This window comes from uncultured Phenylobacterium sp. (assembly GCF_902826855.1).
Lineage (GTDB): Bacteria > Pseudomonadota > Alphaproteobacteria > Caulobacterales > Caulobacteraceae > Phenylobacterium.
The window spans coordinates 1-15019 of the sequence record NZ_CADEGK010000002.1 but is presented as its reverse complement, the minus strand read 5'-3'; the positions used below and the strand labels follow the sequence as shown (position 1 = coordinate 15019).

At 69.3% G+C, this 15019-nt stretch carries 14 protein-coding genes; 11 read left to right on the top strand and 3 right to left on the bottom strand.

Going from position 1 to position 15019, the window contains the following annotated elements:
• Positions 1 to 101 precede the first annotated feature (101 nt).
• The 5 genes from QZV94_RS00500 (at position 102) to QZV94_RS00480 (ending at position 7367) form a co-directional block, all read left to right on the top strand.
• Entirely contained in the window at positions 102 to 4499 is a 4398-nt protein-coding gene (locus QZV94_RS00500; protein WP_293675831.1) for a PAS domain-containing protein, read from the top strand.
• Between the two features lie 13 nt (positions 4500 to 4512).
• Complete coding sequence (locus QZV94_RS00495) at positions 4513 to 4857, top strand: response regulator (protein ID WP_293675830.1); 345 nt, start codon at positions 4513 to 4515, stop codon at positions 4855 to 4857.
• Between the two features lie 11 nt (positions 4858 to 4868).
• Entirely contained in the window at positions 4869 to 5543 is a 675-nt protein-coding gene (locus QZV94_RS00490) for a response regulator (protein ID WP_293675829.1), read from the top strand.
• Positions 5544 to 5658: 115 nt separating this feature from the next.
• Positions 5659 to 6291 carry a sensor histidine kinase gene (locus tag QZV94_RS00485; RefSeq protein ID WP_293675828.1) on the top strand — a complete coding sequence of 211 codons (633 nt, stop codon included), beginning with the start codon at positions 5659 to 5661 and terminating at the stop codon, positions 6289 to 6291.
• On the top strand, positions 6288 to 7367 hold the full coding sequence (locus QZV94_RS00480; protein ID WP_293675827.1) for a nitronate monooxygenase family protein: 1080 nt from the start codon (positions 6288 to 6290) through the stop codon (positions 7365 to 7367). Before QZV94_RS00485 ends, QZV94_RS00480 begins: the two co-directional genes overlap by 4 nt.
• 92 nt (positions 7368 to 7459) lie before the next feature.
• On the opposite strand, the gene QZV94_RS00475 is transcribed toward QZV94_RS00480, so the two are convergent.
• Together QZV94_RS00475 and QZV94_RS00470 are read right to left on the bottom strand one after the other, a co-directional pair.
• Positions 7460 to 7702, bottom strand: coding sequence for a 4-oxalocrotonate tautomerase family protein (locus tag QZV94_RS00475; RefSeq protein ID WP_293675826.1), 243 nt, complete (start codon positions 7700 to 7702; stop codon positions 7460 to 7462).
• A 56-nt stretch (positions 7703 to 7758) separates the two neighbouring features.
• Positions 7759 to 8472 carry an SDR family oxidoreductase gene (locus QZV94_RS00470; protein WP_293675825.1) on the bottom strand — a complete coding sequence of 238 codons (714 nt, stop codon included), beginning with the start codon at positions 8470 to 8472 and terminating at the stop codon, positions 7759 to 7761.
• A gap of 290 nt (positions 8473 to 8762) precedes the next feature.
• Between QZV94_RS00470 and QZV94_RS00465 the strand changes: the two genes are divergently transcribed.
• From QZV94_RS00465 to QZV94_RS00445, 5 genes are all read left to right on the top strand, one after another.
• Positions 8763 to 9626, top strand: a complete 864-nt coding sequence (locus QZV94_RS00465) for an SDR family oxidoreductase (RefSeq protein WP_293675824.1) — start codon at positions 8763 to 8765, stop codon at positions 9624 to 9626.
• A gap of 77 nt (positions 9627 to 9703) precedes the next feature.
• On the top strand, positions 9704 to 9925 hold the full coding sequence (locus tag QZV94_RS00460; RefSeq protein ID WP_293675823.1) for a hypothetical protein: 222 nt from the start codon (positions 9704 to 9706) through the stop codon (positions 9923 to 9925).
• 330 nt (positions 9926 to 10255) lie between these two features.
• On the top strand, positions 10256 to 10777 hold the full coding sequence (gene msrA, locus QZV94_RS00455; RefSeq protein WP_293675822.1) for a peptide-methionine (S)-S-oxide reductase MsrA: 522 nt from the start codon (positions 10256 to 10258) through the stop codon (positions 10775 to 10777).
• Positions 10778 to 10914: 137 nt separating this feature from the next.
• A complete protein-coding gene (locus QZV94_RS00450; RefSeq protein ID WP_293675821.1) occupies positions 10915 to 11982 on the top strand; it encodes an MBL fold metallo-hydrolase in 1068 nt (355 codons plus the stop codon).
• A gap of 77 nt (positions 11983 to 12059) precedes the next feature.
• Positions 12060 to 12635 carry an NADPH-dependent FMN reductase gene (locus QZV94_RS00445; protein WP_293675820.1) on the top strand — a complete coding sequence of 192 codons (576 nt, stop codon included), beginning with the start codon at positions 12060 to 12062 and terminating at the stop codon, positions 12633 to 12635.
• 501 nt (positions 12636 to 13136) lie between these two features.
• On the opposite strand, the gene QZV94_RS00440 is transcribed toward QZV94_RS00445, so the two are convergent.
• Positions 13137 to 14666 carry a winged helix-turn-helix domain-containing protein gene (locus tag QZV94_RS00440; protein WP_293675819.1) on the bottom strand — a complete coding sequence of 510 codons (1530 nt, stop codon included), beginning with the start codon at positions 14664 to 14666 and terminating at the stop codon, positions 13137 to 13139.
• 138 nt (positions 14667 to 14804) lie between these two features.
• Between QZV94_RS00440 and QZV94_RS00435 the strand changes: the two genes are divergently transcribed.
• Positions 14805 to 15019: hypothetical protein (locus QZV94_RS00435; RefSeq protein WP_293675818.1), on the top strand; the 215-nt coding region annotated here is incomplete at its 3' end.

The following is a 15019-nucleotide window of genomic DNA, read 5'->3' as shown; positions in this document are numbered from 1 at the left end:
GAGCGGTGGCGACTTCGACGCGGGCCAACACCAAAGTACTATGGACGATGCAACGTCGCGGCCTGCATCCTGGGCGGCGGCCCAGCCCACGAAAGCTTGGAATGGAGACGGATCTCAGCAGACTGCTCGATGCGCTTCCGGGCATGGTTTGGACCGCCACGCCTGACGGGAAATGCAACTTCGTCAACCGCCGATGGCGCGAGTACACCGGCCTTACGCTGGACGGCGTCAGGGCGGCGGGCTGGGCAGCGATCTTCCATCCCGAGGATGTCGCCGCGGCGATGTCGGCCTGGACCTCGACGCTCGCCACCTCGCCTCCCGCCGAGATCCACCTCGAGGCGCGCCTGCGGCGCGCCGATGGCGTCTACCGCAGGTTCAAACTGGAGACTCGGCCGCTACACGACGCGGAGGGGCGGCTCACCGGCTGGTGTGGCGCCAACGCCGACATCGAAGACCGCACGCGGGCGGAAGCGCAGCTCGCGGCCGAGAAGCGCCTGCTCGAACTCGTAGCGCGCGGCGTACCCCTTCCGGACGTTCTCAAGGAACTCGCCCTGCAGGTTGAGACCCTTTCGCCCGGATCCTTTTGCAGCATCTTGCTGGTCGACGCAGAACGCCACCGGTTCAGGGTCGGCGCCGGCGCCTCCCTTCCGGCGGACTACAACGCGATCCTCGATGGCAAACCCATCGATCCCTATTACGGGCCTTGTTCCCTGGCCGTGGAAACTCGCCAGCCCGTCGTCGTCATCGACCCCCGGAACGACGGGCGCTGGCGGGCGGAAGACTGGCCGGCGACCATGGCGCGCTTGGACCTGGTGTCCTGTTGGTCGGCTCCGATCTTCAGCAGCCAAAACGAGGTGCTTGGGATCTTCGCCATCTATCGGCGAGAGCCCACCGGCCCGACGGATGAGGAACAGGAGCTCATCGATCGCTTCACGAAGATCGCGGGTATCGGCATCGAGCGCGCACAGTCGGACATCGCCATCAAGGCGGCCGAGGCGGACCTGCGGCGGTCGAACCGTTTCCTGAACGGCGCCCAGCGCCTCAGCCAGACCGGCAGCTTCTCGCTGGACACGAGCACGGACGAACAGGTCTGGTCGGACGAGAACTATCGGATCTGGGAGTTCGACCCGGCCGTGGCGCCGACGATGGAGATGGCCGCGAAGGCCATCCACCCCGACGATCGGGCAGAGATACTGGCGACATTTGCGGCCACGACAGCGGCCCGGGAAGATTTCGAAGTCTCCTACCGGATCGTGACCCCGAAAGGCGGGGTGAAATACCTGAAGACAGTCATGGCGATCGTCCCCGAATTTTCCGACCGGGTCGTGTATCTCGGAAGCTCACAGGACGTCACTCAGAGCAAGCTCGCCGAAGAAGCTCTAAAGGCCAGTGAAACCGGCCTCGTCCGCGCCAACATGTACCTGACCGCGGCCCAACGGCTCAGCAAGACGGGCAGCTACACCTGGGGGGTGGAAACGGGCGAGCTCGACTGGTCGGACGAATCCTATCGGATCTGGGGTATCGACCCCACACGCACGCCTGAGATGTCGATGGTGTTGAATGGGATCCACCCCGAAGATCGAGAGTCGACGATCGAGGCCCTGAACCACGCGACGCTGGCCAGCGCCGACTTCGAGATGTTCCACCGCATCATCACCCCGGAGGGCGTCACCAAGCACGTTCACTCGGTCGCCACGCGCATGCCGGACATCACCGGCCGCTCGGTCTATGTCGGCTCGATTCAGGACATCACCGAGAGCAGGATTGCCGAAGAGGCCTTGAAGGCGAGCGAGGCGGACCTGCGGCGCGCCAACCGCTATCTCGCCGGCGCACAGCGGCTCAGCAAGACCGGCAGCTTCACCTGGGACGTCGAGACCGGCGCGCAGGACTGGTCGGAGGAGCTCTACCGGATCTGGGAGATGGCGCCGGAGGATGACCGCGCGGTCCCCACGCTCCACGCCACCGTGGTCCATCCCGATGACAAGGTCGCGGTCGAAGCGATCATGGCCAAGTCCGTGGCCGCCGGCGAAAGCTACGAGATCTCGTACCGGATCGTCACCCCGAGCGGGAAGATAAAGCACCTGCACACCGTGAACGAGCGGCTCGGCGACGTGACCGACCGGCCCGTCTACGTCGGCGCGACCCAAGACCTGACCGCCAGCAAGCTTGGCGAGCAGGCTCTCAGGACCAGCGAAGCGCGGCTTCGGCGCGCAAACCGCTACTTGAAGGCCGCCCAGACGATCAGCCGGGTCGGCAGCTTCACCTGGGACATCGAGCACGACGAGCTCGACTGGTCGGACGAGAACTACCGGATCTGGGAGGTCGATCCGGCCAGCACGCCGACCACCGCCATCGTCGTGGGCGCGATCCACCCGGAGGACGTAGAGGCCGTGCAGTCGCTGATGAGCAGGGCCCGCGAGACCGGGGGTGACTTCGAACTCGTGTACCGGATCGTAACCCCCAAGGGGACGATCAAGCACCTGCAAACCATCGCCACGCTGACGCCGGACTTCGCGGATCGCGTGGTCTACATCGGCACCAACCAGGACGTCACAGAGAGCAAGCTCGCCGAAGCGGCGCTGCGCGCCAGTGAGACGGCCGCCACCCGGGCCAACAAATACCTCACCGGCGCGCAGGCGCTCAGCCGCACGGGCAGCTTCACCTGGGACGCCGAGACCAATGAGCAAGATTGGTCGGCTGAGAACTACCGGATTTGGGAACTCGATCCCGACGTGGATCCCACGATGGAGATGGTGCTCGACCGGGTCCACTCCGAGGATCGGGAGTCTGCCGCCGCCGCCATGTCGGCCGGTCGCGACACGGGGGCGGACTACGAGGTCTTCTATCGCATCGTCACGCCTACCGGCGGCGTGAAGCACCTCCACACCGTTGGGACGCGGGCCCAGGAGATCCGCGATCGGATCGTCTATGTCGGCAGCACGCAGGACGTCACCGCGAGCAAGTTGGCCGAATCCGAGCTCGCGCGCACCAACGCCTACCTCACGGCCGCCCAGCGACTCAGCAGGACCGGCAGCTACACCTGGGACGTGGCGGCGGAGCAGCAGGACTGGTCGGCCGAGAACTTCCGCATCTGGGAATTCGATCCGGCGACCACCCCCACCATGGCGATGGTCCTGGGCCGCATCCATCCGGAGGACCGGGAGCGCGCAGCGGCCTCGATCGTGGCGGGCGCGAACACCGGCGAGGACTTCGAGGTCCACTACCGCATCGTGACGCCTTCGGGGGCCGTCAAGCATCTCCATACGGTCAGCACGCGGGTCAAGGAGATCGCCGACCGCCTCGTCTACATCGGCAGCACTCAGGATGTGACCGCCAGCAAGCTCGCCGAGGCCGACCTTGCGCGCGCCAACACCTATCTCACCGCCGCCCAGCGCCTCAGCCAGACGGGGAGCTTCACCTGGGATGTGGAGGCGGACGCCCACAACTGGTCAGAGGTCATCTACCGGATCTTCGGCTACGAGCCCGGCACGGCCATCACGATGGACATGATGATGGGGGCCATCCATCCCGACGACCTTTTGGAGGTTCAGACCCTGCTGGGTGGCGCGACGGTCGGCGAGAACTTCGACCTCGTGTTCCGGGTCGTGACACCGAACGGCGACATTCGCCACGCGCATGTGGTCGGACACCGGATCGATCAGTTCCCCGATCGGCCGGTGTTCATGGGCGCGCTGCAGGACATCACGGCGCGCAAGATCGCCGAGGACGATCTCAACCGGGCGCGCGCGGAACTCGCGCACGTGGCGCGCGCCGCAGCCCTCAGTACGCTCACCGCCTCGATCGCCCATGAGGTGAGCCAGCCGCTTGCCGGGATCCTCACCAACGCCAGCACCACCCAGAGGATGCTGACGGCCGAGCCGCCCAATCTGGAGGGGGCGCAGGCGACGGTGCAGCGGACGCTGCGTGACGCCGACCGCGCTTCGGAGGTGATCAAGCGCCTCCGGGCGCTGTTCTCCCGCCAGCTCCCCAGTTTCGAGCCGGTCGATCTGCACGATGCGGCGCGGGAGGTCCTGGCCCTGTCCGCAAGCGAGCTGCAACGGCGGCGGGTCATCTTGCGGACAGAGTTCACCCATGACCCCCCGCTGGTGCAGGCCGACCGTATTCAACTGCAGCAGGTGATCTTGAACCTGATCCTGAATGCCGCCGACGCCATGTCCACAATCTCCGACCGGCCGCGAGAACTCTGGATCTCAACCCGCCGGGCGGACGCCGCCCACGTGCATCTGCACGTGCGCGACGCCGGGATCGGCATCGACCCCGCGACGGCCGCGCAGCTGTTCGAGGCGTTCCACACGACCAAGCCCGAGGGCATGGGGATCGGCTTGTCGATCAGCCGGTCCATCGTCGAAGCCCACGGGGGGCGGCTGTCGGCGGCCCCCAACGACACCGGTCCCGGCGCCACGTTCTCCTTCTTCATCCCCTGTGACGCCCCGTCGGCCACAGGTTCAGTAACGGGTAAGCGTAATGTCAAAGCGTGACTTGGTGTCGGTCGTGGACGACGATGAGTCGGTCCGGGAAGCCTTGCCCGACCTGCTGGGATCGTACGGCTTTCCCACCCGGCCGTTCGCTTCGGCTGAGGCGTTCCTGGCCTCCGACAGCGCGATCACCACGCGATGCCTGGTGCTGGACGTGGCCATGCCGGGAATGACCGGGCCCGATCTCCAGCTCGAACTTGCGCGCCGCAACGCCGATATCGGCATCGTGTTCATCACGGCGCACGCCGACCCCCTACTCGAGGCCGAGGTGCTCAAGCGCGGCGCCGCGGCCTTCCTGCTCAAGCCGTTCACCGAAACGGCCATTGTCCAGGCCGTCAACGCCGCGCTTGGGAAGGGATGAAGGGCGCCTCCATGCAACCATCTTCCAGCGACACGTGTGTCCTCCAGGCGCCTCGGCGCTCCGGCACGGGTCCCACGGCGACGGTCTACGTCGTCGACGACGATGTCTCGGTGCGCGAGGCCCTTGAGGGCCTGATCCAGGTTTCGGGATGGCGAGCGCGAACCTTCGCCTGCGCCGCCGACTTCCTGGACAGTGCGCCGGATGCGGGCCCGAGCTGCCTAGTCCTGGATGTCGGCCTGCCCGACCTCAATGGGCTCGATCTGCAGGATCGCATCGGGAGCCAACTCGTCGGCATGCCAATCATCTTCATCACCGGCTACGGCGACGTGCCGATGACGGTGCGGGCCATGAAGGCCGGCGCCGCGGAGTTCCTGACAAAGCCGTTTGGGGACGAGGTCCTGCTGGCCGCCATCGACGACGCCCTGCAGCGTAGCCAGGCCGTTCTCGCCGAGCAGACAGCGCTACAGGCGCTGCGCGATCGTCGCGCGGGGTTGAGCCGCCGAGAATGCGAGGTGATGGACCTGGTGGTCACAGGCCTGCTCAACAAGCAGGTCGGGGGCGAGCTCGGCATCAGCGAGATCACGGTGAAGGCCCACCGCGGCCGCGTAATGGAGAAGATGCAGGCCCGGTCGCTCGCCGATCTCGTCCGCATGAGCCAGCGCCTGGGCCTGCACCCAGAGGACTAGCGCCCCTACGAAGGTGTCGATGATACCTAGGTGCAATGGTCCGGCGACCGGCCCTGTTGTCTCATGCCTCGCAGACCGCGACGCGATCCGCGCAGCGGCAGTTGGGAACGCGGCCATGACGCCTGAGACGAACCTGATGCAAGGCCACGCCGGCGGACTGCCGCTGTATCTGGTCGAGGAGATCAGCCATCGGGTCGCCAACGAGTATGCGGAGGCCATCGCGGGCCTGTCCCTGGCCGCGGCCGGGTCCGGTCGGACGGAGGTGCGTCAGGCGCTGCGGCGTGCGGCGGACCGGCTGCACGCACACGCCGAGACCCACCGGGCGCTCCTGCCGCCGATCGACGGGCATGTGAACCTCGCCGACTACGTCGGTCGCCTCTGCGCCGCCTTCTCGAAGTCGACGCTGGCGGACCGGGGGGTGAGCCTCGCGGTCGAAACCGACGACATCTGGCTGGCCTCCGACCGGGCGTGGCGCCTCGGCCTGGCCGTCTCCGAGCTTGTGCGCAACGCCGCACGACACGGGCTTGCCGGCCGTTCCGGCGCCATCGTGGTGCGCCTGTCACTGGCCGGCAGCGACGTGGTCTGTACGGTTTCCGACGATGGCGTCGTCCTGGCCGGCGCACGTCCGGGACGCGGGGTCGGCCTCGTCCGCGCCCTGGCGCTCGAACTGGGCGGCGTGTGCGACTGGTGGTTTACGCCGCGCGGCGCCTTCGCCCGCCTGTGCGCGCCTCTCACGCCGGCGACATGACGCCCCTGCTCCAGCGGATCGGCATCCGGTTGGCGATCATCCAGGCGCCGATGGCCGGAACCTCGACGCCGCAGCTTGCGGCGGCCGTGACCAACGCCGGAGGCCTGGGTTCGATCTCGCTCGGCTCGGTTGATGTGGCCGGCGCCCGCGACATGCTGGCCGCGCTTCGCCGCCTCACCGGCGGCCCGGTCAACGTCAACCTGTTCTGCCACCGGCCCGCGCGGGCGCACCCGGATCGCGAGGCCGGCTGGCTCGCCGCCCTGGCGCCCGAGTTCGCGCGTTTCGGCAGCCACCCGCCCGAGCGGATCGGCGAAATCTACCGCAGCCTCGTGGCGGATCCGGAGATGCTGGGCGCTGTGCTGGAGGCGCGACCAGCCGTTGTCAGCTTCCACTTCGGCCTACCCCCGCAGGATGCGATCGACCGCCTAAAGGCCACAGGCGCCGTCCTGCTCTCTACCGCCACCTCACTGGCGGAAGGCGAGGCGGCGGTCCGGGCCGGGGTCGACGCTGTGGTGGCGCAGGGCTGGGAGGCGGGCGGACACCGGGGCGTGTTTGATCCCACCGCAAATGACGCCCAGCTCGGCGCCGCCCCCCTCACACGGCTCCTGGTCACGCGACTGCCTGTCCCGGTCATCGCGGCCGGCGGGCTCATGGACGGCGCTGGCGTCGCCGCGGTCCTGGCGCTCGGCGCCGCCGCGGCCCAGCTTGGCACCGCATTCGTCGGTTGCCCGGAATCCGGGGCGGACGCCTCGCATCGCGCCGCGCTGTTCGGATCCGGCGCGTCCGCTACGGAAATGACCTCGCTGATCTCCGGGCGACCGGCGCGCTGCCTCGCCAACAGCTTCACACGCCTGAAGGCCGGCCCGCTCGGCCAGGCGCCCCCGCCCGACTATCCGATCGCCTACGACGCCGGCAAGGCGCTGGCGGCCGCGGCGCGATCGAAGGGCGATGGAGGCTACGGCGCCCATTGGGCGGGCCAGGGCGCGCCCCTTGCCCGGCCGCTCCCGGCGGCCGATTTGATGGCCACGCTGGCCGGAGAACTGGCCGAGGCGCGGACCACCCTCCTGCGCGCCTGAGGAGACCACTTCGACGGACCAGCTCGACGCCATGAAGGTGTTCATCGGGGCAGCCTCGCAGGCACGGCCAGCGCGAAGCGCCTGACGACCCTTCATTGCCCCGAAGGCGCACCCGTGCGGGACTGTCGGTATTCGAGGGCCGGCAATCCGCCCCACCCCCAGTTCTCGAGTTCGATCTCCTGGATGGTCACGAACGTCGAATCGAGCGGCTTGCCCAGGACCTCCAGCAGCAGGTCACTGACGCCCTTGATGAGGCGGGCCTTCTCCTCGGCGGTGATCGCAGTGCGGTCGGGTCCGGAGCCCTCACGGGTCACCAGGATGTTGACGATCGGCATGGTCGGAGCGCTCCAGGGCAGCGCAGCGGGCCGCGTGGGCGGCCCGCTGCGAAGGGTCACCAGTGGCCGGCGGACTGGCCGCCGTCGACGTGCAGAATCTCGCCTGTCACGAACGGGGCGTTCTCCAGATAGAGGACGCCGTGGACCGCCTCCTCGACCTCGCCCAGGCGGCCGAGGGGCTGGAGGGTGGCCAGGCCCGCGTGGGTTTCCGGCGGATGCATCGGGGTCTTGATGATGCCCAGCGCCACCGCGTTCACACGAATGCCCCGCCCGGCGTACTCGATCGCCAGGGACTTCGTCGCCGCGTTCAGTCCACCCTTCGTAAGGGACGCCAGGACCGAGGGGACGCCATTGATCGGCTGCTCGACCAGACTCGTCGAGATCTGCACGACGTGCCCGGAGCCTTGTCTCTCCATCCGGCGGATCGCCGCCTGGGTCACGTGGAAGAAGCCGGCGAGGTTGGTGCCGGTGTTCGCCGCCCAGTCTTCCTGCGTGAAGGCCGTGAAGGGTTTCGCGGTGAAGACCCCGGCGTTGTTGACCAGGGTGTCGATCCGCCCGAAGCGCTCGACCGCGGTGGCGACGACGCGTTCGGCGACGGCCGGATCGGCGATGTCACCGGCTACGGTCGCCAGATCGGCGTCCCCGGACGGTCCGATCGATCGCGAGTTGGCGACGACCTTGTAGCCAGCGGCGCGATACGCGGCTGCCAGCGCCGCGCCCAGGCCCTGCGATGCGCCGGTGATGACGGCGACCTTTGAAGGTTGGCTCATGGAGATGTCTCGATCCTGTCCTGTGTTGTGCGGACGCTTTTGTCCGCCTCGGCAGCCCGGGAATCGGGCGTGACCCCGCCCCGCGCTTAGAGGCGCGGCGAGAGCGACAGTCGTTCGCGGCGCGCAACGCCGGGGCGTCCCGCCGACGGCCAGAGACTCCGTCGCGAGGCCCGCGCGCACAACCGAGACAAAGGTATCGCCGACACCAAAGTGCAATGTCCGCCCAGCCCTGGCGCGGCCAGGTTCGAAGGCGCCGGGCGCCGCGCCCGTGATGACGGTGGAGGTCGACGATGCTGCACACACCCGCCACGCCAACGCCGCCGAAGGGCGTCGCGCTGATCACCGGCGCGTCCGCAGGGATGGGGGAGGTCTATGCCGACCGGCTCGCTGGCCGCGGGTTCGACCTCATCCTGGTAGCGCGGGACTCCATGCGCCTGGAAGCGGTGGCCAGCCGCCTGATCCAGGCGACCGGGCGGCAGGTCGAGACCCTGACCGCCGACCTCGGCCGTGCCGACCATGTGGACGACATCGTGCTGCGCCTGCGCGATGACGCGCGGATCTCGATGCTGGTGAACAATGCCGGCGTCGGCTCCGCCTTGCCGCTCCTGAGTTCGGATGTCGCTGCCATGCAACCCATGATCGATCTCAATGTCACGGCGCTGATGCGGCTGACCTATGCCGCAGCCCCGAAGTTCGTCGAGCGGGGCTCCGGAACGATCGTCAACATGGCTTCCATCGCCGCAGTCGGACCGGAGATCCTCAACGGGGTCTATGCCGGCACCAAGGCGTTCGTGGTCGCCCTGACCCAGTCGCTGCACCACGAGCTCGCCGCGCGCGGACTTCGGGTCCAGGCCGTCCTGCCGGGCGCCGTCGGCACCGCCTTCTGGGCCGCCTCGGGCGCGCCGCTGGACACCTTGCCGAGGGAGATCGTGATGAGCGCGCCGGATGCGGTCGACGCGGCCCTGTCGGGCCTCGACCAGGGCGAACTCATCACCCTGCCATCCCTCCCGGACGTCGGCGACTGGCAGGCCTACGAGGCGGCCCGCCAGGCGTTATTCCCCAACCTCTCGCGGTCCGAGCCGGCCGCTCGCTACCGGGTCCAGGAGTCGGCGGCGCCCCAGCCCCAGCACGACTTTGGTATCGCCGCTGCCTAGGTCCAATGGCCCGGCGGCGCACGATCCGATCTCATCGGGGCGTCAATCCGACACCGCAACGAACCGGCATGCCCACCATGCGCACCTTCCTCCTCCCGTGCGGGTTCGCCGCGCTCATGGCCGCCGCGCTGGCCGAGGCCGGACCCGGCGCCCTGCCGTCGACCTCGGTGACAACCACCTACCGCCGGGCGCTGGTCGATGGCGTTGGGGTCTTCTACCGCGAGGCGGGGCCCTCGGACGCGCCGACGATCGTCATGCTGCACGGCTATGCTCATCGTCGCGCATGTACGACGGTCTGATCCCGCTTCTGGCCGGCGGTACCATGTCATCGCGCCCGACTATCCGGGCTTCGGGCAGAGCGATGCGCCGGCGCCGGCGCACTACGCCTATACCTTCGACCACCTTGGAGAGACCATGCGGGCCTGCTCGTCCAGCTCGGCGTGCAGCGCTGCGTCTTCGAGCTGGACGCCGTCACTTCGCCCTCGATGAGCGGCTCGACGAGGCGGCCGCGCTGATCCTACAGTTCCTGGAAAGCGCCCCGCCCTGAGACTCGGCCCACCACGGGCTCCGGATTGCGGGCGCCGGGCGCCGCAACCACATAAGACGACCGACCGCCAGAGGAGACCCCTATGCCGACCACCGAACGCGCCATCCTCGCCGGCGGCTGCTTCTGGGGCATGCAGCAGCTGATCCGCCGCCAACCCGGCGTCCTCTCGACCCGGGTCGGCTATTCCGGCGGCGATGTCCCCAACGCGACCTACCGCAACCACGGCACGCACGCCGAAGCGATCGAGATCGTCTTCGATCCGGCCGCGACCAGCTATCGCGACGTTCTGGCGTTCTTCTTCCAGATCCACGACCCGACCACGCTCAACCGCCAGGGCAATGACGTCGGACTGAGCTACCGCTCCGCGATCTTCTATACGAGCGAGGACCAGAAGCGGGTCGCCGAAGAGACCATCGCCGACGTCGAGGCCTCCGGTCTCTGGCCCGGCCGTGTGGTGACCGCGGTGGAGCCAGCGGGCGACTTCTGGGAGGCCGAGCCCGAGCACCAGGATTATCTCGAGCGTATCCCGCACGGCTACATGTGCCACTTCCCGCGCGCCGGCTGGACGCTGCCGCGACGCACTGTGGCGTCGCCCGCCCGGTGACACGGCGCGGCCGTCGCGCCGGATGAGACTTTGGTGTCGGCGACACCTAAGTCCAATTCCGGAGCGGGGCCGCCGGTCCAATTCTCTCCTCAGGCCAGGGCGGCGCAGCGTCGCCGCGCCATGACAGGAGAGCGACCGTGTCGACCCCACGCGCGTACCGGACGACGAGACAATTCGGCCAGGTCATCGGCGCCGCCGCGCTCGTGGCGGTCCTGATCGGCGCACCGGCGCGGGCGGGGTCCCCGCCCGGGCAGCCAGGCGCGCCCTACGCGAACATGCCCACGCTCGCACCGATCGGGGTGCGCCCCGACCGCTACCTACCGGTCTCCGCAGACAACACGCCCCCGGCCATCGACCCGGCCAAGGGCTACCGCACGCAGAAGCTGGGCGACGGGCTCTGGATGGTCACCGAGAACGCCTACCAGTCGATGTTCCTGGTCTACGAGACCGGCGTGGTGGTGGTGGACGCGCCCCCCACCTACTCGGCCCACATCCGGCGGGCGATTGCCGAGGTTACCGACAAGCCGATCACCCACGTGATCTACAGCCACTCCCACGCCGACCACATCGCCGGCGTGAATGACCTGGGCCGCGTGCCGGTCGTCATCGCCCAGGAGGAGACCAAGCGGCTGCTGCTCCGCGATGCTGACCCGAAGCGGCCGCCGCCGACCGTGACCTTCAAGGACCGCTACACGCTGAAGGTCGGCAGCCAGGTCCTGGAGCTCAGCTACCACGGCGACGCCCACGTGCCCGGCAACATCTTCATCTACGCGCCGCGGCAGAAGACCCTGATGGTGGTGGACGTGATCTTCCCGGGCTGGATGCCGTGGCGGCGGTTCGCGGTCGCGCACGACGTGCAGGGCGTCTTCGAGCAGGTGGCCCTGATCGACAAGCTGCCCTTCGAGACGATCGTCGGCGGCCATGTCAGCCGGACCGGAACCCACGCCGACGTGCGCACGCAGCTGGAGTTCATGAACGACCTGAAGGCGGCGGCGGGGCAGGCGCTGCAGACCACCGCCATCGGCGAGGAGCTCGCTGCCGAGGACAAGACCAACCCCTGGGCGGTGTTCGACAACTACATCGACCGCGTGGTCGTGAAATGCGTGAACACGGTGACGCCCAAGTGGCAGGACCGACTCTCGGGCTTCGACGTCTACATCTGGGACCAGTGCTTCGCGATGGAGCAGAGCCTGCGCATCGACTGACCGTCGGTCCCCGCACCCCGCGCCCGCTTCCCGTCCACTTCCCTCCGCCCTCCCACTGACTCCGAGAGATCTTTGCGATGTCCGATCCGCTCAACGTCGTCGTGCTCGTCGGAAGCCTGCGCAAGGCCTCCTACACCCGGCGGATCGCCCGTGCGTTGATCGCGCTGGCCCCGCCCACCCTCGCCTGTCGTATCGTCGAGATCGGCGACCTGCCGCTCTACACCGAGGATCTCGACGCCACGCCGCCGGCGGCCTGGACGCGCTTCCGCGACGAGATCAGGGCGGCGGACGCGGTGCTGATCACCACGCCGGAGTACAACCGCTCGGTCCCCGGCGCCCTGAAGAACGCCATCGATGTCGGCTCCCGTCCCGACTACCCGAGTCCGTGGGACGGGTTGCCGGCGGCGGTGGTGAGCGTCTCGCCCTACAAGCTGGGCGGTTTCGGCGCGAACCATCACATCCGCCAGAGCATGGTCTTCCTGAACATGCCGGTCATGCAGCAGCCCGAGGCGTACATCGGCGAGGCCGCGGCGATGTTCGATGGCTCGGGTGAGGTGCTGACGCCGAACGGCCGGGCCTTCCTGGAGCGGGTGATCACCGGCTTCGCCGACTGGGCGGCCCTGACCAGCCGCGACGCGCGCAGGCGCGCATAGTCCTCCACGCCCGCCGAGCCGCCACCATGCCCCTTCGAACGATCGGCTGCGCCGCGACCGCGGCCCGCGCCGAGACTCCCAGCCTGCCGGACGGCGTACGCCTCTCGCCAGGCCTGGTCTGGAAGGACCTGGGAGGCCCTGGTCACCTGGGACCGCGCCGGCGAGCCGGTGCTGGGCCACGGTTTCATCGCCGAGTACACGAGCGGACCGGGTCGATCTGGCCGCCGCGTTCTATCTCGACGGCCGGCCGGCGGGGGGCTGCGGCCTTACCGCAGTCGCCCGCGAGCTGCCGCGGGGCTGCATCGCCGCCTACTATCGCGAGGCCAATGTGCCGAGGACCACGATCGCCGCAGCGGCGCCCCGGCCTACAAGTCCGCGCCGGTCCGGCTGTCGCTCGCCCGAGTCACGACGCCGGAGACGCAGGATGGGCCTTGATCGACTGTCCGCGTTCGAGAACGACTTGGGGCGGGGCCTGGTGGGGGTTGCACAAGCCGTGAATCGTCACGGGTCTGGGCCGTCAGGGCCACGCCCAACGGCGCGCCAGTAAGCGGCGAGCCCAACGCGCTCGGCCAAATCGGGGAAACGCGGGTCGCGGCGCATGGCGGCCGCCACCGGCGTGAAGAGCATATGAGTTTTGCGACGTCGCTGATCGCTAACCAGCACTTGGCCCGGGCGCCAACGCACGCTGGCCATCAGGGGTCCCTCCTCCAACAGGTAGGCGCGGGCCACCTCGAAGGCGCGGTCGACCTCGCCCAAACCGTTGAGGATCAGGAGGGCGTTAACCGACGCCGAGGGGCTGCGGCCCACCTCGGACAGCAAGCGGTCGGCGGCGAGGGTCACGTCGGCCGGCCGGCCCGTGATCAGAGCGGTGACGGCGGTGCGCAAGGTCTGCATCATCCAGGGTGGCAGGTCGGGGCGAGCCGCAGCGTCATCGAGATGGCTCAAGGCGCGCTCGGCGCGGCCGGTGAAGGCCAGCACCCACAGCCGCGCGAACCACGCGCCGGGATGGCGCGGCCAGAGCTGGAGCGCACGTTCGGCGGCGCGGTCGGCCTCGGTGACCTGGCCTATGATCCAGTGGGCGTAGATCAGGCGGTAGAGCAGGACGGCGTTTAGCGGCTCGCGCGAGGCGATGGCCAGGCGCTCCGCCATGTTCTCGCGGACCCGGCCCACCGAGACATAGAGGAAGCCACGGGCGTCGCGGGTCGCCACGTGGCTGGGCGCGACCTTCAGGACGGCGTCCATCCGGCGCTCGGCGGCCTGCCAATCGCCGAAGTAGGGCGGCAGGATCGCGCCCGCGGCCAGCGCGTCGGGCTGGCGCGGATCTAGCGCCAGGGCGCGGCGGGCCGCCTGCTGGACCTGCTCGGTGAGGGCGGCAACGCGGTCTGGCGCGGTCTCGTCGGCGAGCGCGCTGCGGACGAGGGCGAGCTTGCCCCACGCAGCAGCGCTGGCGGGGTCGAGCCGGACGGCCTGTTCGAGAGCTTGCGCGGCGCGGACATGGCCATCGGACATCCCGGTCTGGCGAGCTTGCTCGGCGTCATCCACCAGCGCGGCGGCGCGGGCGCGGGCAGGATCGGGGCGGAGGGCCCACCAGGCGGCGCCGGCGGCGGCGATCGCGGCCGCCCCACCGCCGGCGAGGAGCAGCCGGCGCCGCGCGGCCGACGGGGCTGGGCCAGGCGCGGCTTCGCCCGCGAGAATGAGGCGATAGCCAGTGCGCGGGACCGTTTGGATGGCGACGAGGTCGCCGACGGCGGCGCGCATATCCCGGCGGACGTCGGCGACGGCGCGGTTGAGGCTGTCATCGCCCACCACCGCGTCGCCCCAGCAACGGCGAAACAGGGCGTCGCGGGTGACGACGGCGCCGACCGCGTCGCTGAGCGCAACCAGCACCTGCATGGCGCGCGGCTCGAGACTGGCCTCGCCGGCCGGGCCGCGGACCAACCGAGTCGAGGGGCTGATGCGGACCGGCCCGAACTCGATATCGGGCCGTCGCGCGAGCCCGGCCAGCGTGAGCATTCCGCCCGGCGCATCCACCCGCAACCTCCCCCAGGGTCGAAGACCCTCAGAAGTTCCTCAGGCCTTCATCATGGCCCAGGCGGCGCAGCCCTCACAAGGTCGCAGCCTTCCGCCCCGCAAGCTCGCGGCCGCCGCCAAGCAAGGGAGTCCATTTCGATGTCCAAGCCGCTTCTCTCCGTGGCGCTCGCGTGCGCCTTGTCGATCGCTGCCACGCCGGCGCTGGCCGTGACGGACCCCGCGGACGACTTCCTGGCCACCTACACCGGCCCGCAGGCGGCCGACCTGGACATCCTCAGCGCCAGTGCGACCTATGACGGCGCCAACTTCCATCTCTCCGCGACGCTGGCGGGAACGCCCGGCACGACAGTGGG